22 protein-coding genes are annotated in these 26,983 nt (G+C 47.9%); 12 read left to right on the top strand and 10 right to left on the bottom strand.

Features of this window, described 5'->3' with window-relative positions; all coding sequences use genetic code 11:
- The first annotated feature begins 29 nt into the window (after positions 1-29).
- From recC to IL_RS12960, 4 genes are all read left to right on the top strand, one after another.
- Positions 30-3,497: an exodeoxyribonuclease V subunit gamma gene (gene recC / locus IL_RS12975; RefSeq protein WP_011235756.1), complete on the top strand. Its 3,468-nt coding sequence runs from the start codon at positions 30-32 to the stop codon at positions 3,495-3,497.
- Positions 3,494-7,219: an exodeoxyribonuclease V subunit beta gene (gene recB, locus IL_RS12970; RefSeq protein WP_011235755.1), complete on the top strand. Its 3,726-nt coding sequence runs from the start codon at positions 3,494-3,496 to the stop codon at positions 7,217-7,219. Before recC ends, recB begins: the two co-directional genes overlap by 4 nt.
- Positions 7,216-9,159 carry an exodeoxyribonuclease V subunit alpha gene (recD, locus tag IL_RS12965; RefSeq protein WP_011235754.1) on the top strand — a complete coding sequence of 648 codons (1,944 nt, stop codon included), beginning with the start codon at positions 7,216-7,218 and terminating at the stop codon, positions 9,157-9,159. The genes recB and recD overlap by 4 nt, the downstream gene beginning before the upstream one ends.
- A gap of 385 nt (positions 9,160-9,544) precedes the next feature.
- Positions 9,545-10,870, top strand: coding sequence for an MspI family type II restriction endonuclease (locus IL_RS12960; RefSeq protein WP_011235753.1), 1,326 nt, complete (start codon positions 9,545-9,547; stop codon positions 10,868-10,870).
- Here the strand turns inward: IL_RS12960 and dcm are convergent.
- On the bottom strand, positions 10,848-12,107 hold the full coding sequence (gene dcm / locus IL_RS12955) for a DNA (cytosine-5-)-methyltransferase (RefSeq protein ID WP_011235752.1): 1,260 nt from the start codon (positions 12,105-12,107) through the stop codon (positions 10,848-10,850). The two genes, IL_RS12960 and dcm, sit on opposite strands and share 23 nt — an antisense overlap.
- Before the next feature lie 297 nt (positions 12,108-12,404).
- Positions 12,405-12,920: a very short patch repair endonuclease gene (locus IL_RS12950; protein ID WP_011235751.1), complete on the bottom strand. Its 516-nt coding sequence runs from the start codon at positions 12,918-12,920 to the stop codon at positions 12,405-12,407.
- 211 nt (positions 12,921-13,131) lie between these two features.
- Here IL_RS12950 and IL_RS12945 point away from each other — a divergent pair, with 211 nt between their 5' ends.
- The 3 genes from IL_RS12945 (at position 13,132) to IL_RS12935 (ending at position 14,975) form a co-directional block, all read left to right on the top strand.
- On the top strand, positions 13,132-14,193 hold the full coding sequence (locus tag IL_RS12945; RefSeq protein ID WP_231378598.1) for an alpha/beta hydrolase: 1,062 nt from the start codon (positions 13,132-13,134) through the stop codon (positions 14,191-14,193).
- A 93-nt stretch (positions 14,194-14,286) separates the two neighbouring features.
- Positions 14,287-14,580: a type I toxin-antitoxin system antitoxin YafN gene (yafN, locus tag IL_RS12940; protein ID WP_011235749.1), complete on the top strand. Its 294-nt coding sequence runs from the start codon at positions 14,287-14,289 to the stop codon at positions 14,578-14,580.
- Complete coding sequence (locus IL_RS12935; protein WP_011235748.1) at positions 14,577-14,975, top strand: type II toxin-antitoxin system YafO family toxin; 399 nt, start codon at positions 14,577-14,579, stop codon at positions 14,973-14,975. Before yafN ends, IL_RS12935 begins: the two co-directional genes overlap by 4 nt.
- On the opposite strand, the gene IL_RS12930 is transcribed toward IL_RS12935, so the two are convergent.
- Positions 14,972-15,640, bottom strand: coding sequence for a hypothetical protein (locus IL_RS12930; protein WP_011235747.1), 669 nt, complete (start codon positions 15,638-15,640; stop codon positions 14,972-14,974). The genes IL_RS12935 and IL_RS12930 overlap by 4 nt on opposite strands.
- A gap of 191 nt (positions 15,641-15,831) precedes the next feature.
- Here IL_RS12930 and IL_RS12925 point away from each other — a divergent pair, with 191 nt between their 5' ends.
- On the top strand, positions 15,832-16,320 hold the full coding sequence (locus IL_RS12925; protein ID WP_011235746.1) for a hypothetical protein: 489 nt from the start codon (positions 15,832-15,834) through the stop codon (positions 16,318-16,320).
- A 21-nt stretch (positions 16,321-16,341) separates the two neighbouring features.
- On the opposite strand, the gene IL_RS12920 is transcribed toward IL_RS12925, so the two are convergent.
- The gene (locus IL_RS12920; protein WP_011235745.1) at positions 16,342-16,665 is read right to left on the bottom strand and encodes a HigA family addiction module antitoxin; all 324 of its coding nucleotides are present in this window, start codon (positions 16,663-16,665) and stop codon (positions 16,342-16,344) included.
- Between the two features lie 11 nt (positions 16,666-16,676).
- On the bottom strand, positions 16,677-16,970 hold the full coding sequence (locus tag IL_RS12915; RefSeq protein ID WP_011235744.1) for a type II toxin-antitoxin system RelE/ParE family toxin: 294 nt from the start codon (positions 16,968-16,970) through the stop codon (positions 16,677-16,679).
- A 204-nt stretch (positions 16,971-17,174) separates the two neighbouring features.
- Between IL_RS12915 and IL_RS12910 the strand changes: the two genes are divergently transcribed.
- A complete protein-coding gene (locus IL_RS12910) occupies positions 17,175-18,455 on the top strand; it encodes an anti-phage deoxyguanosine triphosphatase (RefSeq protein WP_011235743.1) in 1,281 nt (426 codons plus the stop codon).
- Positions 18,456-18,457: 2 nt separating this feature from the next.
- Complete coding sequence (locus tag IL_RS12905) at positions 18,458-19,165, top strand: ZIP family metal transporter (protein ID WP_011235742.1); 708 nt, start codon at positions 18,458-18,460, stop codon at positions 19,163-19,165.
- Positions 19,166-19,179: 14 nt separating this feature from the next.
- Here the strand turns inward: IL_RS12905 and vapC are convergent, their stop codons facing one another.
- Both vapC and vapB read right to left on the bottom strand, forming a co-directional pair.
- Positions 19,180-19,629, bottom strand: coding sequence for a type II toxin-antitoxin system tRNA(fMet)-specific endonuclease VapC (vapC, locus tag IL_RS12900; RefSeq protein ID WP_011235741.1), 450 nt, complete (start codon positions 19,627-19,629; stop codon positions 19,180-19,182).
- A complete protein-coding gene (gene vapB, locus IL_RS12895; RefSeq protein WP_011235740.1) occupies positions 19,626-19,856 on the bottom strand; it encodes a type II toxin-antitoxin system VapB family antitoxin in 231 nt (76 codons plus the stop codon). The genes vapC and vapB overlap by 4 nt, the downstream gene beginning before the upstream one ends.
- 126 nt (positions 19,857-19,982) lie before the next feature.
- On the opposite strand from vapB, the gene IL_RS12890 reads away from it, so the two are divergent.
- The gene (locus tag IL_RS12890; protein WP_011235739.1) at positions 19,983-20,639 is read left to right on the top strand and encodes an epoxyqueuosine reductase QueH; all 657 of its coding nucleotides are present in this window, start codon (positions 19,983-19,985) and stop codon (positions 20,637-20,639) included.
- A gap of 78 nt (positions 20,640-20,717) precedes the next feature.
- Here the strand turns inward: IL_RS12890 and IL_RS12885 are convergent, their stop codons facing one another.
- The 3 genes from IL_RS12885 to IL_RS12875 all read right to left on the bottom strand — a co-directional run bounded on the left by IL_RS12885 (position 20,718) and on the right by IL_RS12875 (position 24,547).
- Positions 20,718-22,859, bottom strand: coding sequence for a TonB-dependent siderophore receptor (locus IL_RS12885; protein WP_011235738.1), 2,142 nt, complete (start codon positions 22,857-22,859; stop codon positions 20,718-20,720).
- Between the two features lie 72 nt (positions 22,860-22,931).
- Entirely contained in the window at positions 22,932-23,402 is a 471-nt protein-coding gene (locus tag IL_RS12880) for a hypothetical protein (RefSeq protein ID WP_011235737.1), read from the bottom strand.
- Positions 23,402-24,547, bottom strand: a complete 1,146-nt coding sequence (locus tag IL_RS12875) for a PepSY-associated TM helix domain-containing protein (protein ID WP_011235736.1) — start codon at positions 24,545-24,547, stop codon at positions 23,402-23,404. Before IL_RS12875 ends, IL_RS12880 begins: the two co-directional genes overlap by 1 nt.
- 111 nt (positions 24,548-24,658) lie before the next feature.
- On the opposite strand from IL_RS12875, the gene IL_RS12870 reads away from it, so the two are divergent.
- Positions 24,659-26,818: a TonB-dependent siderophore receptor gene (locus tag IL_RS12870; protein WP_011235735.1), complete on the top strand. Its 2,160-nt coding sequence runs from the start codon at positions 24,659-24,661 to the stop codon at positions 26,816-26,818.
- Positions 26,819-26,983 lie beyond the last annotated feature (165 nt).

The raw sequence follows: 26,983 nt of genomic DNA, 5'->3' as shown, positions 1-26,983 counted from the left end.
TTACAGTAACCCTACACGGAGAGCAGCGAGTGAGTGAATTGACCCCCGGCTTTATTGTCGCGCATGGACATCGGCTGGAAGACCTAACCGATGTGGCGGTTACATTCACCCAAAACTACCCGCTGGCGCCGCTGGAGCAGGAAACCGTACTGGTGCAAAGTAACGGCATTGCTCAGTGGCTGAAAATTAATTTAGCCCAGGCCAGTGGCATTGCCGCCATGATAGATGTCACCCTGCCGGCACGGTTTCAGTGGAAAGCATACAGAGCCGTGCTCGGTGACGACATTCCCAAAACCTCTCCCTTTGATAAAGACCGCTTAACCTGGCGGTTAATGCGCTTGTTGCCTGAACTTATTGAACATAACCCGCACTTTGCACCGCTTAAGCACTACACCTCCGACGACAGCGATGGTCGCAAGCTGTATCAGCTAAGCGGGCGGCTGGCCGATTTGTTTGATCAGTACGCGGTGTACCGTGCCGACTGGCTGGATAACTGGGTGCGCGGTCAGGATATGCTGGAGCAGGAACAGCCGGTTGAAGACGAACAGTTGTGGCAGCCAGAATTGTGGCGCGCAGTTAGCAACGACATTGGCATAGACGACTACTGGAACAACCGTGCCGAGCTGCATCAGCGCTTTATAGATACCGCGCAGGCGTTAACTGAGCGTCCGGCGGGTTTGCCGCCACGGGTGGTGGTGTTTGGTATTTCCTCGCTGCCGCAGCAAATGCTGCAGGTGCTGGATGCCATAAAAGGCTACACGCAAATTCTGTTGTGTGTGCATAACCCGTCGCAGTACCACTGGGCCGATATTGTCGACGGCAAAGAAGCCTTGCGGCAGGCGGTCAAAGCCTCTTCGCGCTTAAAACACAAACCGGAACTGCCCGACGATCCGAACGACGACGAACTGCACCAGCTGGCGCATCCGTTGCTGGCCTCCTGGGGTAAGCAGGGTCGTGACTACATTCGCCTGCTGGATTTATACGACGAAACCCTGGCCAAACAGGAAGCCTTTAACACCATTAAGCTGGAACTGTTTGAGCCGCATAACACCGACCATTTATTAGCCCAGTTGCAGGACGACATTCTAAATCTGCGCCCGGTTCAGGAAACCCGCGAGCTTTGGCCTACGCCGAATACCGCCGATAAGTCACTGCAATTTCATGTTTGCCACAGCCCGCAGCGGGAACTGGAAGTGTTGCATGACCAGCTACTGGACGCGTTTGCCAAAGACCCGGAACTCAAACCGCGTGATGTTATGGTCATGCTGCCGGACGTGAACACCTACGCGCCTTACATTGATGCGGTATTTGGCCGGTACCACAACCGCTTTGGTGAGCGCGACCCACGTGCCATTCCTTATACCATTGCTGACCAGGGCGAGCGTCATCAGCGGCCGTTAATGATAGCACTGGAACTGTTGTTACAAGTTGATCAGCTGCGTTTTACTCAGACCGATTTATTCAATTTATTGTCGGTACCGGCGGTGCAGCAACGCTTTGACATGAGTGACGACGACCTGCCGCAGTTAAAACGCTGGGTAAAAGAAGCCGGCGCACGCTGGGGGCTGAATGCTGAGCAGCGCGCGCAGTTTTATATGCCGGCAGCGGAAGAAACCAACAGCTGGTGGTTCGGCTTAAAACGCATGATAGCCGGTTACGCCATGGGCGATTTGGCAGACGTTAATTTAGAAAACGATTCACCCTGGGCTAACGTAGAACCTTATACCGAAGTGGCCGGGCTAAGCGCCGCATTAGTGGGTTGTCTGGCAGACGTGGTGCGCACGCTGGAACAATGGTGGCAGCGCGCGCAGGGTGAACACAGCTTACCGGAGTGGGTAACTCAGGGCGAGTGGCTGCTGGAACAGTTTTTCGAGGCCGAAGAAGACAGTGACCGCTTACTGTTAGCCAAACTGAGTGACGAGCTGTATCAGCTGCGGGACATTTGCGTCGAGGCGGATAACGAATCCCAATTGCGCCTGCCCATATTTAAAGACGCCTGGTTAGAGCGTGTTGACCAGCAGAACCTGAACCAACGTTTTTTGGCGGGCGCGGTAAACTTTGCCACGCTAATGCCCATGCGGGCCATTCCGTTTAAGTACGTGTGTGTGCTGGGCATGAACGAAAGTGATTACCCGCGTTCAACGCCGCGTGTCGATTTTGATTTAATGACCGACCGGTATCGGCCGGGTGATCGCTCGCGACGTGATGATGACCGCTATTTGTTTCTGGAGGCCATGCTTTCAGCTCGTGACTGTTTTTACTTAAGCTGGGTAGGTTACAGCGCTAAAGACAACAGCGAGCGCACACCGTCGGTGCTGGTGGCGCAATTGCGTGATCACCTGCAACAGGGTTGGGAAGTGGACATTAATAGCCTGACCGTTGTGCACAAATTACAGCCGTTTAACCCGTATTACTTTAACCAGGAAGACTCGGACTACTTCACCTATGCCAGTGAATGGGCACAGGCGCATCAGGGTGCGGTGGCTTCTACAAGCCGCACGGCTTCGGAAACCGCCGCGGACGACGAGCTGGAACGCACCCTGAGCATTAATGATATTAAACGTTTTATTGAAGAGCCCGCCCGCCTGTACTTTAACTGGCGACTGGATACCTATTTTAGCCGCAACAGCGAAGACCTGGACGACAGCGAAGCCTTTGTCATGGATAACCTGCAAAGCTGGTCACTGACTACACGTTTGGTAGATGCGGGAAAAAAAGCATTGCTGAATGGCGCTGGCATTGAAGCCTCTTTATTAAAAGAGCTGAACCGAATTAAACGCGAAGGGGCTCTGGGCATTGGTGCAATAGCCGAGCAAAATGGACTTCAGTTACTGGAGCAGTCGCAGGAGATACTGGAAACCTATCAGCAGAGCATTGCTGGTTATTCGGGTGTGAATGAGTTTCCGGAAACGGTGTTTTTTGAGCACAGCGGGCTGACTATTGATGACACAGTAACCGGGCTGCACAGTAATGAGAACGGCGAGCGCCTATGGGTGGTTACCTCGGCCAGCAATATTGCCGCTAAAAACGGAAAAGGCATAAATAGTGGCGGCTGGAAGCACGCCAGCGCGTATTACCTTGGTCTGTTGTTATTGAATTTACAAAAGCCGACACGGCTTTTAATTGTGTCCAAAGGGGGTTGCCAGTTGCAGGTGGCCCCGGTGCCCGCTGAGCTTGCGGTACAACAACTGGAGCAAATACTGGAACTGGTGGCCCTGTCAGCGCAGCAGCCGCAGCCCATGCATCTGGATGTGGGCATGACCTGGCTAAGCGCAATGGACAAGAACAGTCAGGACGAAGCGCTGGCGCATGAAGCGGCACGGCAAAAATACGAAGAAGACGGCTTTCAAGACCCTGCGCTGGTCACCAAAAGTGATTATTGCGGGCGCGTAGCCGAAAGTTACGAAGCTATTCAGGCATCACCGCATTTCCGCCGCTTTATGGACGAACTTTATGACCCCATGCGCTTAACCCTGGTGCCGGAGGACAAGTCATGAGCCAGTTGTCGTCACATAACTCAGGGCATACGTTAGGGCATAAGTTAGATAATCCGCTCGACTTTCCGCTGAACAGCAGTCGCTTAATTGAGGCCAGTGCCGGTACCGGAAAAACCTACACTATTGCTGCGCTTTATGTGCGTTTGGTTATCGGTCACGGTTCGCATAATGGTGCAGAGGAAACCGCGTTTGACCGCGAACTGGTGCCGAAAAACATTCTGGTCATGACCTTTACCAAAGCTGCCACCGAAGAGCTGAGTGATCGTATTCGCGCGCGATTGGCGGAAGCTGCTGCCTATTTTCGTGATCCGGAAGCCGTAGAAGGTGACCCCTTCTTAGCCAGTCTGCGGGAAGACTGTGCAGCGCAGGGGCAAAACCTGATGCATCTGGCGCGGCTGTTGGATTTAGCCTCGCAGTCAATGGACGAAGCGGCAGTGAAAACCATTCATGGTTGGTGCCAGTCCATGCTAAAAGAGCACGCTTTTGCCAGCGGCAGTTTGTTCAGTCAGGACGTTGAAACCGACAACGAAGAGCTGCGTTTGCAGGCCGCCGGAGACTACTTCCGCCGCTTTATTTATCCGGCCGATGCCGAACTCAGTGCCCGGTTGCTGGAAGACTTTAAGTCACCGGAAACCTTGTTAGGGCTCACTTACAGCTTAAGTAAAAGCGGACAGGCACCGATTGATGGTGACTTGCACAGCTTGCTGAACGAAGCTGAAAGCGCCCATCAGCAACGAATGGTTGCTATAAAGCAGGAAGTTGCTCCTATTGTGCAGGAATTGGTTGATAAAACCTCGCAAGCTAAAGGCGCGGCAACCAAACTTAAGCAGTTTCAGAAATTTGCGGACTGGTGCGGCGACCCTGACCTGGTTGAGCCCGAAGCCACCGCGGCAAACTGGAAAAACATTAGCACCGACGAGTTACAGAAGTTCGCCGATGCCAAACTTGGCGATATGCCCCAAAGCTGGGCGGTGTTAGGCGAGCTGCAGGAACGTATTAAGCGCAGCAAAGTACAGCAGCAGGAAGAGTTGGCTAAAGTAAAACAACACGCCGCTTTCTGGGTGAGCAACCGCTTTGCCGAGTTGCAAAACCAGCGCGCCGAAATGGGCCACGACGACATGCTGACGCGTTTACGTGACGCGTTGAAAGGACCCAGCGGTGAAGCCTTAGCTGCGGCTATTCGCAAGCAGTATCCGGTGGCTATGGTGGACGAGTTTCAGGACACCGACCCGGTGCAGTACGAGATTTTTAACCGCATTTATAACCTGGCGGACCCGCACCCGGGTACCGGTATTTTCCTGATTGGTGACCCCAAACAGGCCATTTACAGCTTCCGTAACGCCGATATTTATACCTATTTAAAAGCCCGGCGCGATACCGAAGGCCGGCATTATAATCTGGCGCGGAACTTTCGCTCGTCGCAGGCCATGGTGGATGGCGTTAATGCGCTGTTTGAGCGCGCTGAAGAGCTGCCGCGCGGTGCTTTTCTGTTTAAAACCGAAGCAGAAAACCAGCTGCCCTTTAACCCGGTGGGTGCAAATGGGCTGAAGCGCACTTTCAAGCATTGCCTGTTATCCAGTAATTTAAAAACCGCGCCGGCGCTGCTGTGGTCGGTGTCCGGTGAAGAAAAGCGCAATAAAGACACGTTTTTCCGCGCTGCCGCAAACCACCACGCTAACTTGATAGCCTCCCTGCTTAATGACCCGCAGGCGGGGTATTACGACGGTGACGATAAGCTGGAACAGCGTGTCAAAACCAGTGACATTGCGGTGCTGGTAAACAACTTTAACGAAGCCAATGCCATTAAAAAGGCGCTGAGCGATCGCGGGCTGAAAAGCGTTTATTTATCGGACAGAGAATCGGTATTTGCCCAGCGCGTAGCGAAAGATTTGCTGGCGCTGGTGAGTGCCTGCGCCGAGCCGCGCGACCCGTCGCTGATACGCAGTGCTCTGGCTACTCAGATACTCGGCTTGCCGCTGAGCGAGCTGGAGCATATTCACAGCCACGAACGCGAGTGGGAACAGCGGGTAGAGCAGTTTTTAAGTTATCACGACCAGTGGCAGCGACAGGGGGTACTGGCCATGTTGCACAGCCTGCTGCATGACCATCAGGTGCCCGCGAAGCTACTTGAAGACCGTATTCATGGCGAACGGCAACTGTCCGACGTGCTGCACATTGCCGAGCTGCTGCAACAGCAGAGCCTGGTACTGGACGGCATTCCGGCGCTGGTGAACCATTTTGCCGAGCAGGTGAACGAACGCCACGGCTTTGGCAGCAACAGCCGTACCCAGAGCGACGAGCAGCAACTGCGCTTAGAAAGCGACGACGAACTGATAAAAATCATCACCATTCATAAGTCGAAAGGCCTGCAGTACCCGCTGGTGTTCATGCCCTTTGTGGCGTACACCCAGGCCGAAGCCTACCGGATAAAACCACCGGCGGTGTACCACGATGAAAACGGTGAGCTACAGGTATTGTGGTCAAAAGACGACGACAATAAGCAGCGTTTAAGTAATGAGATCCTCGCGGAAGACTTACGCAAAATGTACGTGGCGGTGACCCGCGCGCAATACGCCACTTTTATTGCGCTGGAAGCTGTGAAAGAGCATCGCAACAACCCGTTGTTTTATTTGTTGAACGGCGGTGAGTCACTAACCGATGAGCTTTACACCGAAGTCAACGAGCGTTGGCAACAGGCACCGCACACACAATTAACTCGGTTGGAAGACGACGAGCCTTTAGTTCGTGCGCTGGAGCAGGAACAAACAACGCCGAAGCTGACACCACGCAGCATGCCCGCAGACCGCAAGCTGGAACGCTGGTGGGTAGCCAGTTACAGCGCGCTGAAGTACGAAGGTGCCGTGACAAAAAGCGTGCAGGCACCGCAGTCGCCAGACGAAATGAACCTGTTGGACGAGCGCGACGATGACGAAGCGGAAGTCGCCAGTGCCGCGGAGCCAAGTCCGGACAGCATTCATCACTTACCCAAAGGCGCGGGGCCGGGTACGTTCCTGCATAACCTACTGGAAGAGTCGGCCAATATCGGCTTTGCGCAAATAGCGGGTGACGCTGCCGAGCGCGCTGAGCTGGTACAAGGCTTTTGTGTCAGCCCTTATTGGCAGGAACACCAAAACAGCCTGGAGCACTGGCTGGACGCCTATTTGCACAACGAATTCCCCATTAATGACAGTGGTGAAAGCGTGAGCTTAAGCGCACTGGAGCAATACAAAGCTGAGCCGGAATTCTGGTTTGGTGCCAGTGAAGTTAACGCACAAAGACTGGATGCTCTGGTTCGCGAACATATTCTGCCGGGGCATGAACGCCCGGCGCTGGAACCCAATGTGCTGAACGGCATGCTCAAAGGCTTTATCGACTTGGTGTTTGAGCACAACGGCAAATACTACGTGGCAGATTATAAGTCCAACTGGCTGGGCGAAGACGACCACGCTTACACCGAACAAGCCATGCGCGAGAAAATTCTGCACAGCCGTTATGACCTGCAATACGTCATTTACACCCTGGCACTGCATCGCTTGCTAAAAGCGCGGCTAGGCAGTGACTACGACTATGACACCCATGTAGGTGGTGCCGTATATCTGTTTTTGCGTGGGCACCGGGCGGAGACCGGCGGGGCATTTTGTGACCGGCCGCCACGGAAGTTAATAGAGCAGCTGGACACACTTTTTGCGGGTAAGAACCTTTCAGATAAGGAGCCGGTATGACAGAAGTAACCTCAAACACCTTATTTGATGCGCTGCGTGAGTGGCGTGATGCCGGCTGGATACGCTCAATAGACCTGGCCTTTGTGGAGTTTTTGCAGCAAGCCGGAGAAACGCGCAGTGAAGTATTACTGGCTGCCCTGTGTGCCTCGCACGAAGCCGGTCGCGGGCATACCTGTATTGACATAAAGGCTCTGCAGAATGAACCCGAAAGCGTACTGAATTTACCGCCCGAAAACCGCTATTCGCCGAACTGCGTTAATCCTAGCGAATTGTTCCGTCAGTTTGGTACGGATGTTGAAGCGGCATTAATTCAAAGTCACTGCGTAGACGTCGACGGAAAAGGCAATCAGCCGCTGGTGTTAAGTGACGGCAAACTGTATTTGCGTCGTTACTGGCAATACGAAGCCTTTATAGAGAATGATTTACAGGCGCGCATGAGCGACCGGCCAGTTACCAACGACGACTTACTGAAAAGCACGCTGGCCAAGTTGTTTGATAAACCTGACGGTGACAAAGCCGAAGAGATTAACTGGCAGCGCGTGGCCTGCGCTAACACCGTGCGCAACCGCTTTAGCGTCATAACCGGCGGGCCCGGTACCGGTAAAACCTACACCGTCGTGCGCCTGTTAACTGCGTTGCAGCATCAGACTTTATTCCTCGGCCTACCGCCGCTGCGCGTATCGTTGGCAGCGCCTACCGGTAAGGCCGCCGCGCGACTCACTGAGTCCATAGAAAGCGAGCTGAATAGGCTGCGGGGTGATGCAAAGCTCGCCACCCTGAAAGACGCCTTAGACGCCATAAAACCTGAAGGTAAAACGCTGCACCGGCTGCTGGGTGTAAAACCGAACTCGCGCGCGTTTAAACACCACGCCGACAACCCACTGCGCACAGACGTTGTGATAGTCGACGAAGCCTCAATGATAGACATTGAAATGATGACCGCGCTGCTAAAAGCCACACCCAAAAACGCGCGGCTGGTGCTTATTGGTGACAAAGATCAGCTCGCTTCCGTAGAAGCCGGCGCAGTGCTGGGCAATTTGTGTGAAGGCGCGGACCAAGGCCACTACCACACAGAAACCGCCCAGTGGTTACAGCACGTTGCCGACACACCTGTTTTGCCCGCGGAGTTAATAGACAACAATGGCGAGCAACGCCTGCAACACGTGGTGAAATTCCGCAAAAGCTACCGTTTTCACGGCCCTATTGCCGACCTGGCTAACGCCATTAACCGACAAGACAACGCCGCAACAAAACAGGAACTGGAAAAAGCCAAAGTCGCCGATGAAGACTACCCCGTTAGCCTGTACGAAGTCAGCAGCCTAGACGATCCAGCCTTCGAAGCTTTGGTTAAACGTAACCTGACGACCTCGGGTAGCCTGACGTTACACGTCAGGAACAATGCCGACACCAACAGCAATGTTACTAAAACCGCCAACGCCGAGGACATCAACAAACTCGCCCAGGAAGCCCTGCAAAACCTAAGCAACTTCCAAATCCTGACCGCCCTGCGCGAAGGCCCCTGGGGCGTAAAAGCCGTTAACCAAAAAGTCGGCGAGATACTCGGCGTAAACGCCAACACCTGGTACGAAGGTCGTCCCGTTATGGTCACCAAAAACGACTACGGACTGAAGCTGAACAACGGCGACATTGGCCTAACCTTTAAAGACCCCGAACACGGCCACCTGCGCGTCGCCTTTCCCGACCAGACCAACAAGTCTGAAAATAAAGGCGTGCGCTGGGTATTACCCAGCCGTCTCACCCACATAGAAACCGTGTACGCCATGACTGTACATAAATCGCAGGGCTCTGAATTCAAACACACCGTTATGGTGTTGCCCGACCACGACAGCCCCGTGCTAAGTAAGGAGTTGCTGTATACGGGGATTACGCGGGCTAAGGAGCGGTTGAGTTTGGTGGGGAGTGGATTAAAGGTTATTTAGTCTTTAAGGCAGCTCAGATAACGAACCTGAAGGTGCTCATAGTCAAAGCCGGTAAGCTGATCGGGTAAAAACTGAGGTTGATTTAGTTTGGCTAGCCAGTATTTCTCATCACGTTATCTATGGGAGATACCCGCGACCTTATCTAACGAATTAACGCTCGAAAGGTAAAAGCTTTAAGTCGTTTTTATTTTAAAAGTCAGAAGCAATGATGAAAGTATGGCGAATCTATCGCATCTTATGGTCGATGATATACTTTCTTTAGAACTCTGATAGTCTTGAAAAGAGACAAGTTATTTATACCAAGAAGCACAATAGAAAGAGTAACTTTAGAGTATCTGGTAGCTGCATTAAATTAGCTAGCCGACTTATCAGGAGATATTGAATTATGGATAGCGCACAAATAATAAGCAATGGCGAAAAAGCTCGGACTGGTAAAGAAGTAAAGGATAAGGTTGGAGAGCTATTAGAAGCTTTACAAAAGGATGAGTTAATTCTCGGTTTTGAGGTTGAAGTAAGTCATTCACATCAAGGCTATGGCTACGATAAGCAGTTTAAATGTGACTTTGTTGTTAAAACAGTAGACAGCAAATTTATATTGATTCGTGCCAGTAATTCTTATCGCTCAGATCGAGCAAAAATCCCATTCTACGACTTTCTTGGAATTCAACAGTTCTCCTCATTTTCTGGCGATATCGTAGCTTCAATCCTGTTGTTTCCAGATGGAGAAGAAGAAAATACAACTTTCATATCAACACGCAAAAAAGTCCAGGATGGCTACTTTTTCTCACCAGCTACTCACTGGTTAACATTTTCAGAGCTGAATGAGTTTTTCGCTAATTATTGTTCTGAAGTCGAGGATCTCATGGATGAGGCTGAAGAAACTGGCGAAAGTGAACTCCATCCGCCGCTAGCATTATACCAACGTTCTTTTTCTGATGAACTAGCTCAAGTAGAGGAAAAAACTGGCAGTTATTATGGTAAATCGGGTAATAAATTCGAGCGATTCCTCGTTGAAGAGCTTAATGAGCCAAATAATCTGTCAGCTTACCAGGCGAATGAGAAAGCATGTTTTGAATATGATACTGTTTTAGATTCAGTTGTCTCTGAGTTGCCAATAGAAAAGCAGCACATTCAGCTACTGGAAGCCACAGATACAATTACTAAACTAAAGAATGGTGGCAGCCCGAAAACTGATATTCACTTAAGAGTCTATTTATCACCTAAAGAATTTCACATAGCGAATATTAGCGTTAAGAATACAATCGCAACTCGTGTTAGCTGCCACGATTATCAAGCTAAAGACTTTGTAAGGGTAATTGCCCCCGATGATAGTGACTTTCGGAATCTAGTAGAAATATTTCAGGAGGCGGGCTCGTGGAAAGAGTTTAACTCTCTAACCTCGGAAAAGGGGCTTGTTTTAGATACGGATGAAGTACTCAACCCCTATATGGAAAAAATCATTCAGTGGGCTGTTACGGGACAACATGACGCTGATTATTTAATAGATGAGAAAATACAACTTGCCAACTTTATTTTGACGAGAAATGCTGACTCTGGCGCGTGTAAAATGCAGTCAGCTAAAAGTTACATTGAAGAGCTCAAAGCAGCTATAGGAAAAGGAAGAGGGGCGCCTTTTTCTTGGACATACCCCTCAAAGCGTCGAGGCCAGAGAATTCAGCTCAAAATGCCTATATCGCTACCTCAAGATTAGATTCGGGCATGTCGCGTTCAGATTTTTTCTCCGTAGGGCTCTTTTTATGAGAAAGGGTCTCAAGTATCTTTTCAGCAATAGCATCAATCACTGTAATAACTACGGAGTTGCCCATCTGTCTGTACATTTGAGTACGCGAGACAGGGAACTTGAAGTCATCAGGAAAGCCCATGGCTTTTTTACATTCGTACGCTGTGAGTAGACGAATACCTGTTTCACCATCTTTAACGAATGTACCCGTTAGGCGCTGAATTTTATGGTAACTAGATACCAATGTCCTCATAGGGCCTTTCGTATTTCTGTCAATCAAAATCGGACGGCCATCATCCTTTTTGAATAAGTAAGTTTTCTGCAGGTGTTCAGAAATTGAATAGCCTTCAGCTCCTTTTTCCAAAAGTGTTCCGATATCTGCCTTTATCATTGGTGGTTGGGGGAAGGAAAAGCCGCAGTCCTTACCGTCAAATGCCACAAGGTAAAATCGTTTACGATTCTGAGGTACTCCAAAATCACTGGCATTCAGAATGGTGTGGTTGCATTCATACCCAAGCTCTGTGAGCGTGTCGAGGATTACTTTTAGAGTATTCCCATTGTCATGATTCACAATTCCCGGCACGTTTTCTAGAAATAAAACTCTTGGCCGCTTTTTCTCAGCAATCCTAACAATTTCATGGAACATAGTTCCTTGAGTAGGGTGCTTAAATCCCTCCCTTCTGCCGATATGGCTAAAAGGTTGGCATGGAAAGCCAGCACACAGGATATCATGTGAAGGAATTGAGTCAGCGTCAATCTTGGTAATATCACCATAAGGAACCGTTCCATGATTAGTAAAATAAGTAAGCTGTGCATGCGTATCTATTTCCGATGAAAACACACAAGCTGCGCCAGCTTTTTCAAAAGCCAACCTGATCCCGCCCACACCGGCAAACAAATCGATAAACTTTATACTGGAGTCTTTTGCATTCGCCTGTTCAGATCTATGAGTCGACTCGGCTAGTTCTTGATAATTTTTTTTCAAATCCCTAAAAGTAACACTTGGCTTGGCAAATGACATAGTTCGACTCTCTCGCTGATATGTTTTGGTTTTGATAGTGAACAGTTCCCGAATCGCTGGGTGCATTTGTCTCTCGCCTGACTCCCATTGTTGCCAAGCACGAACGCTGGAGTGAACCAACGACGCTGCTTGCGACTGAGTCAGACAAAGTCGTTCGCGAAGCTGTTTAAGTTCTATATTTGACATGTGATTTCCAGTTTGATCTACCGGAATAATGCACTCATTGAGTGCGTTAGTCAACCGTATTTTAGCTTTAAAAATTAGCTTTTAGGTCAAAGGAGGTTCTTATACATTGAGGAGAACTATTCACAGTTTCGTTGAGTATATATCATGGGGATGTCTCCTCCCTTTTAGCCATTTTCTAAAATTATTTTTCGAATTCTCGGATAAACTTCTTCTTAGGGCTAATTGATAAGATCATTGGAACGCCACTGCATTAAGAGTTGCCTGCTCGGCTGCTAAAAAAGTAATATAAACAGCTAACTAGGATTCTGTTAAAGACGGATTTATTTGAGACTTAAACTCGTATAGTGTCGTCGAAGAAAGGCCTTGTTTATCAATATTAGCCAACAGTTCTGTCGATGAAAGCCACCTATTCAAAAGGTTATAAGTGTAGCGGTTATCTAAACGTGCTTTACCCTGAAGAGCGCACTCCCAAATTACAAGCAGCCGCAGCCCTTTATCATGTAAAGCAGCGACACTTTTCAAGTCGCGTCTCACGTTATCTTTAATCTTATTTCTCCAAAACTCTGTTCGCGTTTTTGGAAGCACGAATTGTGGACAGTTATGCCCATGCCAAAGGCACCCGTTGATTTGAATTACGGCGCGGTATTTAGGTAGGTAGATATCGGGCTTTCCGGGGAGAGCTTTCACATTCAGGCGGTATCGATAACCCGCGTGCCAAAGTATTCTTCGAACCTGAATTTCAATCGACGTATCCCTGGACTTTATGGCTCGCATATTTTTACGCCGTTGTTCGGTATTATGAACATCTGCCATTTAATAGTAGCTCTGTGTTATGTTTAATGATTAAGCATAGTTAACCTAACGCCGTAGAGCATTATCTTCAATTGTAGTGGCCTCTGAATAGTTTTATCATGTAACTGCAAACCAATAACTTAAAGGCTCCATGCACCTGTATTTAAAAGTTGTAGCTCTGTTTTTGTCCTGTATTTTTGCAACAATCGCGCACGCGTCCGAAATCTTCACTATGAAGTCTAAGCTCCTTGATGAAGGGATAACGGCGCGGGTTGCGTTGCCGGAAAGCTATGAGCATTCAGACAGCTTTCAGTATCCGGTGCTGCTGGTTATGGACGGCTCAACGCAGTTTGAGCACATAGCGGGTAACGTTAATTTTTTAAGTACGTTTTCTATTGTGCCGGAAATGATTGTTGTCGGGGTCAGTGCGAAGAACCGCTTAAAGCGTTTTACTCACACAAAAATGGAAGCCTACGCTGACCGTTCTGGCGGTGCTGAGCAGTACACCCAGTTTTTGCAAGATGAGCTTATGCCAGCGTTGCAGAAAAAGTACAGAGTGTCGCCTTATACGGTGGTTACTGGGCACTCGCTGTCGGGGCTCTACACCAGTTATCTGGCGACTCACCATTCGGATTTTATCAATGCCGCAATATCGGTCAGCCCAAGCCTTTGGTGGGATGACTTTGCGCTTATCAATGACATAAAAGCGGCAGAGCAAGAGGCAGAAAAGCCGGCGGTACGTTGGTTTGTCAGTATGGCGAATGAGCCTAATGAAATGGCCGAGAGCTATGAGCGTTTATTGAAGGTGCTGGAAGCGAAGCCGGAATCGGCTTTTAACTGGGAGTTAAAGCAGTTCCCCAACGAAACCCATGACAGCACGGCACTAATTGGTAATGTCGAAGGGCTTAAATCCGTTTTTCGTGGGTTTAACGCGGTGCCAAACATCGAAATTAAGTCGCTGGAGCAGTTGCAGGCGTTTTATGCTGATTACGAAAAGACGGTGGGTTACGACTTTCCTATGTCGGTGCAGCAATACAACGTGTATGGCTTAAAGGCTGCCTATGAAGGCCAAGTTGACTGGGGGCAGACTATTCTGGAGAAAGGCGTTGAGGTATTCGACAAGTCCGAAGTTTTATGGGACAGCCTGGCAACGGTTTATGCAATGAATGACAACAACGAGAGTGCGCTAAAGGCCTCGAATAAAGCTGTGCAGTTCGCACGCGAGCATCAGTCAAAGTACATCAGTGAAATTGAAGTGCAGAATAGTGATTTGAAAAAACAGACAGAAAATTAAATTGTACATATTTATGTATATTATTTTGTTTGTAATTGCGTATGTTTTATGGCTATAATTTAGTCAATAGATGTAAAAGTGGTGAGGTAGAGTATGAACACACAAACTATATTGGCTGAAAAAACGGTATCTGCCAGTGACGTGCGCAAACACCCCTGCCAGTATTTTGAAGCTGAGCCTGTGGCGGTACTTTCCCACAATAAAACCGCTGGTTACATGGTAGGTGCTGAGTTATTTGAAGCTATGGTACGCCAGTTGGAAGCCTGTAACCCTAAAGTAGAGTCCCTTTTTAGGCCGACGACAGCGCGGCTAAAGGCTATTAGTGCCGAAGCAGAGAAGCTTTTAGCTGAAGCGAAAAAGTCTGATCTGGATGACTTTGAAGAGTGATTCGGGTTTTTAAGAGCAAACAGATTCGTCAGCAATTAACTGATATTGAACTGGATGCATTAGTAAAAGACTTTAAGCGCTATAAAAGTGGCGAGGGCGTGCCTGACCTGTTCGGGCGCGATGAACGCTATGATCATCCAGATACCTTCCCGGTTCTTCGTGACAATGAAGTAATGCATTTGCATCTACAAGATCCCGATGAGCCTTGGCCTTTGCATTGCATTCAGTTTGCTAAGAAAAGTGATACGCACTTAGTCTATTGTCCGGCAGCTATGACGCCCAACTGCTATTTGCTTATGATAATTCTTGATCCTCCTGCTCACAACAAAGCATGGAGCAGTGCGGTTATGCTACCCCTAGGAATAATGGCAGAAAAATTCCGTAATCGGTATTAGACTTGCCGCAAAACGTCCAATACACCCTGGGCTAACGCCTTTTCCTGTGGTGACGCGTCGAAGTGTTCGTTGGCTTTGACGCGATCCTGCCAATGCTTCACAAAGTTCATGGGTTCATCCGGGTCAATTTGCTCTGGTTCTGACATTAAGGTGTTTTGCTGATCGGTTTTAGCCGTGTGAAAATCTATGCGATTGCGTTGCTGCGAGCTAATTGCACCGGCCTCAAACAACTGATTTGCAAGCTTACTCATGTCGTTAGGTGATATGTCCCGTGGGTTAAAGTCCTCGGTTATAATTTTTTGAATATCGCCAGGACTAACGGGTTGTTTACCGTCATTGCCGCCTTCAGCCTGGCGGCGCATAGCATCTTCAAAAAGCTGGTCTCGGGCTGACATTAAGCTTTCAAGTTTGTCCTTTTCTTCTTTGTTCAGGTTTTCTTTACTTTCCAGCTCTTCTATTTTCTGCTCAATTTCTTCGAGCTTTTCGGTATCAACACCCATGCGGTTCAGCAGCATGCTGCGATAAGCTTTGTCTATTAATGTCTCTTTCTCTTCTTGTGTTTTTTTCTGTTCAGCCTTGTTATCAAGTGGTTCTTGATTCGTTTCACTCTTAGTCATTGCAGGTGTTGACTGGCTTACGCTGTTGATTAATGAGTTAATGTTCATGATTCCTCCATACCAAAAGTTGCCTGCCGGGTGGCAAAAGCTTGCCTGTTTAGCGCATTATTTATGCGTTAACGGTGCTTTTGGATAAGAAACAGCAAGAGGTGTGCCATTAAACTTATGGTTGTCAATTGACAACCATAGGGTTGAGCTCTATTCTTCTGTTACTGAGATGATTAAAGGAGATGACGACAATGAATGAATATGACTTTACGTTGAAGTTTGTCATCCCTAAAGACTTGAAAACCGATGATCTTAGCAGCCAGATTTTTGCCGGCGGATGTGATGATGCAATTATTGGCGTGGGAGTTGCGGGTCGATTGGCGTTAAATTTTGTACGTGAATCAAGTAATGCAACAGAGGCAATTCGCTCTGCGTTATCTGATATTCGAAAAGTAATCCCTCAGGCTAAGCTGGTTGAAATAGGTCCGGATTTGGTTGGCTTGTCAGACGCTGGCGAGCAACTCAATATGAGCCGGCAATATCTGAGAAAAGTACGGGATCAGGAATTGGAAACGTTTCCTCTACCGGTGCATGAGGGCAACCCGTCACTTTGGCATTTATGCCACCTGCTTGAATATTTCCGTCAGGAAAAGCTACGCGATATTCCAGAATGTAAAATTGAACTAGCGAAAGCCGCTATGACACTTAATTACGAACAACAGAAGCAGCGGGTTTATTGAGGTTTTAAAGCCGCCGATCCCTCAAGCCTGCTGATAAGGCTTAGCGTGAGGTTTCAAGCGCTTTACGTTTTCAGCTTCTTGTTCGTATGCCCGGTGGCGTACGTCCCAGATTTCGACGGCGTGCTGAATGTTCAACCAGAACTCCGGGGTGTTACCCAAAGCGGCAGCTAATTTAATAGCCATAGGTGCGGTCAAGGCTCCTTTGTCATGAACAATTCGGCTGAGCGTGTTTCTGTGTACTCTCATAGCATCAGCGAGCTCTTTTATTTCAATGTTCATCGGTTCAAGAAACTCGGTTATTAGCATCTGGCCAACGGATACCGGGCGACGTTTTGTATCTCTCATAATTATCCTTTTTAACTTTGGTAAACGTGTGGATCCAGGTATGTATCTTGGGCGATACCGTCTTCCCAGTGGAAAATAAGTCGATACTGTTTGTTAACCCGGATAGAACAATACCCCGAAAGTTTTCCTTTTAAATATTCGAAGCGATTACCTGGGGGAACCCTTAAATCTGACTCCTGCGTTGCAGCATCCAAAATTTCGAGCTTCCTGAAGAGCGCTCCTTTGATGATCTTCGGTATTTTCTTGTGGCTGATATCATCTTCGTAGAATCGTTCTAGCCAATCGTCCCTGAATGTAACGGCCATGGTTTACTGATCACTTTGCATTTATTCTATGCACAACAGTGTTGTGCGTCAAGTTGGTGTATTTATACTAAATTTGAGTTCTTAAACTATCAATTGGTAGGGCATTGATATAAATGTCTTACATTGGCGGTATTAAAACTGGGCAAACCCGCAAAAATTTGTTTTGCTGTGAGTAACTGAAAAAACAAACGAAGACATTTTGCTATGCTTAAACGCCGCTCAGGAAAAACCACGACCTTTAATGCCGCTACGCCGGACAGCGATGCCCAGCGTGACAGGGCGCGTATTATTCATTCGTCGGCGTTTCGCCGCTTGCAGGCAAAAACTCAGGTGTTGGGTGTGGGCGAGAGTGACTTTTACCGTACGCGCTTAACCCACTCTATGGAAGTGGCACAGATTGGTTCGGGCATTTGTGAGAAGTTAAAGCAAAAGTATGCAGAGAACGATGCTATTTCGACGCATATTCCGTCTTACTTTCAAATTGAAGCTATTTGTCTGGCGCATGATATTGGTCACCCTCCGTTCGGGCATGGTGGCGAAGTGGCACTGAACTACCACATGCACAGCAACGGTGGTTTTGAAGGTAACGGTCAGACGCTGCGTATTATTTCAAAGCTGGGTGAGTATTCCGACCACGATGGTTTGGATTTAACCCGACGCACTTTACTCGGTGTGCTTAAATATCCGGTTTTGCATAGCGAAGTTAGTACTTGCTCACTATCTGCCGAAGACCACTTAAGTGCTTTTAAACCGCCTAAATCCATTCATGACGACGAACAGGATGTGCTGGATTGGATACTGGAACCGCTGATTCCCAACGACAAAGCGACCTTTCGCTCCACTAAAATGAAAGAGGGTAAAACCAAAGCACAGTACAAAGCTTTTGATACCTCCATTATGGAGCTGGCCGACGACATATCGTACGGCGTGCACGATTTGGAAGACTCGCTGGCACTGAACCTGGTAACTGAAAAGCAGTGGCGCGAAGACGTACTCGCTGTTTTGGACGACAACAGCGTTATTATGCTGGAAGAGCGGTTTTATACCGAGGCGCTTTTTTCAGGCCAAAGCCGTGCGCGTAAGCACGCAATTAGTAAGCTTGTCGGGCATTTTGTCGATGCCATCGAAGTTGCAGAACAGAACCTGTTTGAATCTCCCTGGCTGGATCTGCAGGCGAGCCTTCCGGAGCATATTGAACATACTCTGCAAGTGTTGAAGGACTTTGTGTTTAAGCATGTTATTCGGAGCTCTTCGGTGCAGGTTTTGGAGTACAAAGGCCAGATGATGATCTTGAAGCTGTTTCAGGTACTGAGCGAAAACCCTGAGCAACTGCTGCCTGGCTCTACTTTGCAAAAGTATAAAAACGCAGAAAACCCCAAGCGCGTTATTTGCGACTATATTTCGGGCATGACGGACAACTACGCGACCAAGCTTTACAGTAAACTGTTCAGCCCAGACACCGGCTCTGTATTTGATAAGGTTTAGTTATGAATGTTTACATGATGCTGTTACTGGCCTGGGGAGCGGGGCTTTCTGCCTTTTTAGGTGGTGTATTTGCCCGTTACGAAGGCACGCCAAGAACTACCACGAAACGTGAGTTTATTCATGGCATTACCGCCTTTGGTGGGGGCATTTTAGTGTCCGCGGTCGCCTTTGCTCTGGTTCCGGAGGGAATGAAAGAACTGAATGCCTGGTCGCTGACCCTGTTGTTTGCGGGCGGTGGTATAGTCTTTTGCTGTATTGATGCGTGGTTGGCTAAACAGGGCGGAAATGCCTCTCAATTTCTTGCCATGCTAATGGACTTTGTTCCCGAGGCTTTGTCATTGGGGGCCGTTTTTGCGGTCAGTCCGCAGACTGGGATTTTACTCGCCGTGTTTATTGGCGCCCAAAACTTTCCCGAGGGCTTTAATGCCTACCGTGAACTGAAGGCGGCAGGGCTCACCAAAAAAATGGCACTGGGCGGGCTGTTTGCAGCCTCATTTTTCGGCCCTCTTGCAGCAATTTCGGGCTATTTATGGTTGAGCGACACCCCGGCAATTACGGCTATGATAATGAGTTTCGCCGCCGGCGGTATCCTTTACTTAGTATTTCAGGATATTGCCCCGCAAGCAAAAATGCGACGTCACTGGACGCCTTCACTCGGAGCTGTATTGGGCTTTATTATTGGCATGCTGAGTAAGCAGTTGCTGGGTTAGTCGTCCTGCTTAAGTCAACGATAGGCCGGAGTTGGCTCATTGATTGATGATTGCGGTGGTTGTTGCAGCCAGTTTTCGGTAATAAGTCCGGGAACTCGTTCAAATTCTTTGGTGTTATTGGTAACAACCGTGAGTCCATGGCATCGGGCATGGCCAGCTATCATCTGATCATAGGAACCAATTGGTGTGCCTTCCTGTTTCAGTTTGTGACGAATAAGTGCTGTGTGATAAGCCGCGTCAGTATCGTAATTTAATATTTTTAAACGAGCCAAAAAGCTGTCGAGTTTGTCGGCATTAGTTGTACGTTGCTGCGAGTTTTCGACACCATATTGCAGTTCCATTACTGTAACTGAACTGATGCAGAGCTCGCGCGAGTGCTCATCAAAAATAGGGGCTAAATATGTTGGCCTATTTTTCATAATATAGATGCAGATATTCGTATCGAGCATATAACGCAAGTTCATAGCGGGTCACGCTCCTGCTCCTCGGGCTGCTCGCGTTCAATCATAAAGTCATCACTTGCGGATTCACCAGTAAACCAGGATGCCCAGCTTGTTTTGGCCGGGGTAATAATTCGGCTTTCACCAACGACTAAAACTTCCACCTCTTTAACGTCTTCGGAAAAGGCAACGTCTTTGGGTAATCGGACAGCTTGAGTTTTGTTACTTTTAAATAAGCTTGTTTTAGTCATTGGTCTTCCTGTATATCCAAAATGGATATACCTATTTTAGTCTAAATTTTAATCTTGTCAAAACCGTGATCACCCCCGCCTGTTTGAGTTATAATTCGCACAAATTTCAGCCGCGAAGAGAGAGTTATGGCTAGAAACAAGAAAGAATCCATTGTTTTGGAAACTCCGACGGGGTCCGATCACGTGCTGCTGCATTCGTGCTGCGCGCCGTGTTCAGGCGAGGTTATGGAGCGCATGGCGGAAGCTGGCATTAAATTTACCATTTTCTTCTATAACCCGAATATTCATCCGGAAAAAGAGTATCTACTGCGTAAAGAAGAGAACATTCGTTTTGCTGAGAAGCTGGGTGTGGACTTTATTGACTGCGATTACGACTCTAAAAACTGGTTCGAACGGGTTAAAGGCCTGGAGTGGGAGCCGGAGCGCGGTGAACGTTGCACTGAATGTTTTGATATGCGCTTTGAGCGTACAGCGTTGTATGCCCACGAAAACGGTTTTGACACCATTACCAGTTGCTTAGGTATTTCACGCTGGAAAAACATGGACCAGATTAACGACTGTGGTAAGCGTGCGGTAGCACCATACCCGGGTCTGCATTACTGGACCTTTAACTGGCGTAAGCAGGGTGGCGCTGCGCGTATGATAGAAATCTCCAAGCGTGAACGTTTTTACCAACAGGAATATTGCGGCTGCGTTTACTCATTACGAGACATGAACCGCTGGCGCCTGAAGAATGGCCGTGACCGCATAGAGATAGGCGTTCAGTACTATACCAACGAATAAATGACACCTAAAAAAAAGCCCCGGACGCTGGGAAGAGAGACGCCCGGGGCTACACGTGAAACCTACACTCAGTAAGCTTTAAAAGTTATAACGGAAGTTCGCCATAATCGTGCGTTGCTGTCCGTAAAAACAATCGCCACGAGACAAGCACGAGGTTAATACGGTTTTGTCGGTCAGGTTGTCCACATCCAGGCTCAAACTGTAGTTATCCCAGTCGTATCCGATCATAGCGTCAAAGACAGTGTAGCTCGGAGTTTCTAAGTGCAGCTGATTGCCACTAAAGGTTACATAACCGTCGGAAGTATTACCGACATAACGCGCACCGGCACCAATCTTAAAGCCGTTCCAATTATCTGGCCGGTACGTGGTCCAGATAGATGCTTGATGGTCCGGTGTTGCGGATAAAGGCTTACCGACTTCAGTTGGCTCGCTGCTTTCGCTTATAGCTGCATCGGTGTGCGCGTAGCTGGCATAAACATCAAGAGAGTCCCAAGCCAGCTGAGCCTCCAGCTCTACCCCTTCGATTTCAACTTCTCCAACCTGAATTTGGCGATCTGGAAATGGTGCACTGCCGTCGTTATTCGGGTTTTTACGGTTTTTCTCGGTAATGCGATAGGCTGAAGCCGTAAATAAATGTTCTGTACCCTGGGGCTGAAACTTCATACCGGCCTCCCACTGCCTGCCTTCCAAAGGCACGAACGGGTTGTCGTAGGCGTTTCGGCCAATGACCGGAGAAAATGACTCGCTATAGCTGAGGTAAGGTGATAAACCACCGTCCATCAGATACATAAAACCTAAGCGACCGGTTGTTGCGTATTGGTCTGTTGCCAGGCTATCTTCCGGGTTATTAGTTGCACGGTCACGACGTAACGCTGCAGAAATAAGCCACTTATCATGTATGCGTAAGTTGTCCTGAACGTAAATTCCGATTTGATGAGTGGTGAGAGAAGGAAGGTCAACGAGATCTGCTTCTGTCGGTAGATCGGTCGCCTGACCGTATATGGGATCATATAAATCTAGAGCGTTTCGTTGATTTGTTCGTGTAACAGTATCTCTATCGGCATCGTTATCCGTGTACGCATCTTGATAGTCGACTCCAAAAACCACGTCGTGCTCAATTGCACCGCTGACAATGTTTCCATGAATTTGAACATCGCCGGTCCAGGTTCTGGCATTGGCACGATATAACGACGATATTCGGCTAACCGAGCGGTCATCTGGACCAAAAACAGGTGGCCATCCATACATGGTATTGTAATCGGCGCTGCTGTCGCTATAGCGGCCAGCAAACTTTATGCGCCAGTCCAAGTTAATATCATGCTCAACAATGGCTGTTAGCGCGTCTTGTTCCGTATCGTATTTATCAAAACCTGGTTCTGACACAAAAGTGGAGCTGTCAATTTGGCCAAATTCGTTCGGCAATAAGGTTCCCTGCCACGGGAAAAATTGCGTGCTCGAGCCGGACTCATTGCGCTGAATGTTGCCAATTAAGGTAATTTTTGTGTCTTCAGAGGCATGCCAGCTCAATGACGGGTTTAGTACCAGGCTGTTATCCGGAACGTAATCGGTTTGCGTATCGCTGTCGCGGTATAAGCCAACAAAGCGGCCGGTTAATGAAGCATCATCGTTCAATGCACCAGTAATATCGCCGGCAACTTGCTTACGGGAGTAGTTACCCAATTGAGCCCAGAACTGACCTTCAGTTTCTGCCTTCGGACGTTTACTCACTAAGTTAATAATGCCGCCGGTAGAACCTTGTCCGTAAAGAACAGAGCTAGGTCCTTTCAGAACTTCAATTTGACCGAGGGAATAAGGATTAACGCGAACGTTGTTGTAGTTACCAAACAGAGATTTAAGGCCATCAAGGTATTGAACTGGACTAACACCTCGAATTTTTGCCCAATCGCCGCGAGTATCAACACCAAATGGACCGTTGTATAAGCCCGCTACATAACCAATAGCGTCCTGCACAGTAACGGCGCCTAAGTCCTGGATACGAGCTTCGGTAAGAACCGAAACCGATAAAGGCGTTTCAATAATGGGTGTATCAGATTTGGAACCGGTGGCACTAACGTAAGAGATAAGTCCGCGAGAGCTGACATTGATGGTTTCCATCATCTCTTCTTGAGTTTTCTCTTGTTTTTCTTCTTGTGCGTAGCTGCTGGTGGAAGCTAAAGCGGCCAGGATGCTAGCCGCCAATACAGTCTTTTGAATGTTCATGATTCCCCTCGAATATTAGATGCGATCTAAATTGACGGGAATTCTAAATGAAAACGATTCGCGTTTAAAGTGTTATTTCACCCAAGTTTCGGGAAGTTCCCAATGAGCTTGATGAACGTCACCATTCCAGGTTTGCAAAGTGACCCAAACGCGCTGTTGTGAATTGAGTTTTTGTGGCGCTATAGCATGTACGTGCTGCAATAACTCACTGCCGTGCAAAATGCCGACATCATCTTGTTGCAGTTCTTCAATAGCAATTGGCTCCTCGCCAATGTTCACGTAACCCTGACGAATATCTCTGACTTTTCCTTCGTTAACGTACGCTGAAAAGTCTTTTACCCAGTCTTCATGATGTGCGTAAGGCGCGTCATTATTGGCTGGTTGCAAGGCCACTTTAAATGGGCCTGCGGCCTTTTCATCCCAGACAGGAGGGAATTCAGGTGGCTGCAACTGCTCATATAAAAAGTAAAAGGGCAGAATAAGAATTAAGCCACTGAGCTTAAATTTATTTCGGTTCCAGAAGGTATTTTTACGGCGTGCCATTAGTTAGCTCCTTCATTCTGTAACGACTCTTGCAGCGGTGTGCGTTTGGCTTTTGCCGCTTTCACTGTGCGAGAACCCCAAATCAAAAATCCGGTAATGGACATGGCCGACAAAATAAGTCCAAAAATAAACCAGATAGCTTTAGTCCAGATACCGCCAATAGTGCCGTAGTGCAGCGGATCAACAATATGCTGAATGGTTTGCACGGTATTCATATTGTCGGGCGAAACGGCTCGCGCTATCTCACCATTCCACGGGTTAATATCCAGCCGGTAAGAGTATTGGTCGTAGAAAATGAAGTTGCCGCCGCCCATAATTTTGAACATGTCACGGTTATGCTCAGGCATCATAATGAAGCTGGGGCGGATATCAGGGAAGCGCTGCTCCGCTATAAGCAAAGCGTCTTCAAAAGACACCGGAGCCTGTGCTTTTTCTCCCATAGGAATGTCAGATACTTCAACCAGCGGAGCGTGTTCTTCAATATCAATGTCTGCGTGCCAGAGCACTTGCTGAGTAAAGTACCAGAGGCCAGTTAAACTCATAACAATGAGGAACCAGATGGACCAGGCGCCGCCGTGCTTGTGTAAGTCGGTTAAAAGGGTTTTTTTGCCTTGCTTGGCACGAATTTTAGGTTGCGAGTAAGCGCGCCAGAACCTTTTATAAATGACCAGGCCGGTAACCAGAGCGCCAATCATGACAAAGGACATGGCCGAAACCAGGTAATAACCAACGCTGTAGCCGTCTTGCCAGGGGAATAGCAACCAGCTATGCAGTGAGCGCATAAAGTTAATAAAAGTGATGCCCTGATTAACTTCCTGAATTTCGCCGGTGTACTGGTTTACATAGGCAATGCCCATCGGGATGTTTTCATCAGAGAAAACGACAGCGTTAATAATATAAGGCTCAAAAGTCATTACCGTCGTAACGTTGGCCGTTGGAAACTGGTCTTTAACGGTAGCAACTAGCTCGGAAATTGGCTGAGCTGGCAAATTCTCGGGATTAACCGCGCGCGCATTTTCGTTGAACAACCAGGTTAGCTCGTGACTGAATACGGCGATGGTACCGGTAATGCAGATAAAGCAAAACAGGATCCATATTGGCAGCGAGCACCACCCATGTAATTTAAACCATTGCCTTTGTGTCATTCGAACTCCCCCGAGAAATTTTCCGAAATGATATTGTAAATACGAACAATTATCAAATACAATGTGTTGCGAACAATTCTCATTTACAATGATTTGGTAGGGAGGCGATTCATGAAGGCATTTGCCAGAAATTTCATAGCCACAGCGGTAGCATCCGCGCTGTTAAGCTCCGCTGCTGTAGCCGCACAAAACGAAGCTTCTGCTGAAGAAAACAAAGAAAAAGCGGGAACGCAGGAAAAGATTTTTGAACACATTAAGGTTACCGGCAGTTCTTTAGATCAGGCGACTACTGCAACAGGGCTGCCGCTAACACTGCGTCAGACTCCACAGTCGATTTCAATTATTGACCGCACCTTTATAGACAGCTTCTCACTCGATACGGTTGCCGATGTGATGCAGTTTGCACCGGGTATTCAGGCGCAACAGGCCGAAACTGACCGATTTTTCTTCCGTGCCCGTGGCCGCGATGTGACCAACTTCCAGTTTGACGGTGTGCCTATTGCGTACAACAGCTTCTTTAGTGAAGCATTGGCGGACTCCGTTATTTTTGAACGCGTTGAAATTGTGCGTGGCGCTACGGGTTTGTTAACCGGTGTCGGCGAACCTTCTGCTGCCATTAACCTTATTCGTAAGCGCCCTAAAGCGGAAGATGGTGGTTATGCGAGCCTGGGGATTGGCTCGTGGAGTAATTACAGATTAGAAGCTGATCACTCTCAAACTTTGTCTGAGGATGGAAACGTAAAAGGACGTGTTGCGCTTGCCTATGAAGAAGGTGACAGTTACGTCAATTTGTCCGAAAAAGAAAACGCGCAAATCTATGCCGTTGTAACTGCTGATTTAACGACACAAACGCGTTTAACCATGGGTGCTGATTATAGCGAGCGTAACCCCAAAGGAAGTATGTGGGGCGCACTGCCTCTGTTTTATGACGATGGTACGCAGGCTGATGATTTGCCAGTTAGTACAACGACAGCATCGACTTGGAATCGATGGGATAGAGAAAGTACTAGTGTATTCGTTCAGTTAGAGCATGCTTTTGATAACGGCTGGGATATTCAACTGGATGTTGAGCGTCGTAAAGATGATATGGACGGGTATTTGCTGTACTTTGAATTCTTCCCCGATAAGACGACAGGTAAGACTCCAAATTCCGACTTTCAACCCTCACCAAATCATTATGTTGCTGAACGTGAGCAAACGTCATATCGCTTTTTGGCGTCAGGTCCTTTCGAGCTATTTGGTCGTGAGCACCAATTAACCGCTGGTGCTTTGAGTTCTGAACAAAATGTTGATTCCGTTTCTTATAGCAGTGCTGACGCCATAGACGTTCCTAGTTTGTTTGACTGGGGGAATGGAGTCGATCCCATTAACTTTAGCGACACTCCCGCTTATGGAACTTATGAATCATATAAACAAAAAGGGGTATACGCTGCAGCTCAATTGAGTTTAACGGATGACTTAACTGCTATTCTAGGCAATAGAATTACAACCTACGATACCTTTGTACAATCACCGTGGTCGCCAAGCGATTATAAAAACTCAGGCGTTAACACCCCTTATTTCGGGCTGGTTTATGATGTCACAGACGTTATTTCAACCTATGCCAGCTACACGGAAATTTTTAAACCTCAAAGCGCGCGAAATGCAGACAATGAACTCATCGGTCCGGTGGAAGGTTCAAACGCAGAATTGGGCGTTAAAGGCGACTTCTTTAATGAAGCTTTAACAGCCAGTGTTGCCGTCTTTAAAGTGAAAGAAGATAACCTTGCAATTAGTGACCCCAATAATGCGGACTTCCTGCCAGGTACGACTATTCGCCCTTCTATTGGAGTCGATGGTGCCGAGAGTGAAGGTTATGAGTTTGAGTTAAATGGTAAGCCAACCGATTCACTGAATATTTTCTTCAGTTATACGCACAACGAGTCGGAAGATCGTGATGGTTCAGACTATGCGCCTTATTTACCCGAAGACATGGTGAAAGCCAGCGTACTTTATACTGCCACAGATGCATTGAAAGTCGGTGTGAACGCCAACTGGCAGAGCAAAATATCGTCTAACCCGAATATAGGCCCAAATGGCGAAACCTTTATTCAGGACAGCTATACCGTTGTGAATGCCATGGCTAACTATAAGTTAAGCCAAAACTGGGATCTGAGCTTTAACGTCAACAACCTGTTTGATAAAAAGTACTATTCCAGCATCGACTTTTATAATCAGGGCTTTTTCGGTGCTCCGCGCAATGTGGAACTGAGTGTTAAATACGCTTGGTAAAAACAGCAAGCTTTACTTGTAAGAGGCTGTGCTTTTGCACGGCCTTTTTTGTGCCTAAATTTTGACACTGTTATTTTGTAACATTACTTGTCTGATTATTGACAAGTTTCGGCAAGACTATAACTATAGCTTTTATCAGAGTTTATTGTTCCCTCCCTAACAATT

The sequence above is a fragment of the Idiomarina loihiensis L2TR genome (assembly GCF_000008465.1).
In the GTDB taxonomy this organism is placed as follows: Bacteria; Pseudomonadota; Gammaproteobacteria; order Enterobacterales; family Alteromonadaceae; genus Idiomarina; species Idiomarina loihiensis.
This window is presented reverse-complemented; position numbering and strand designations above follow the sequence as displayed.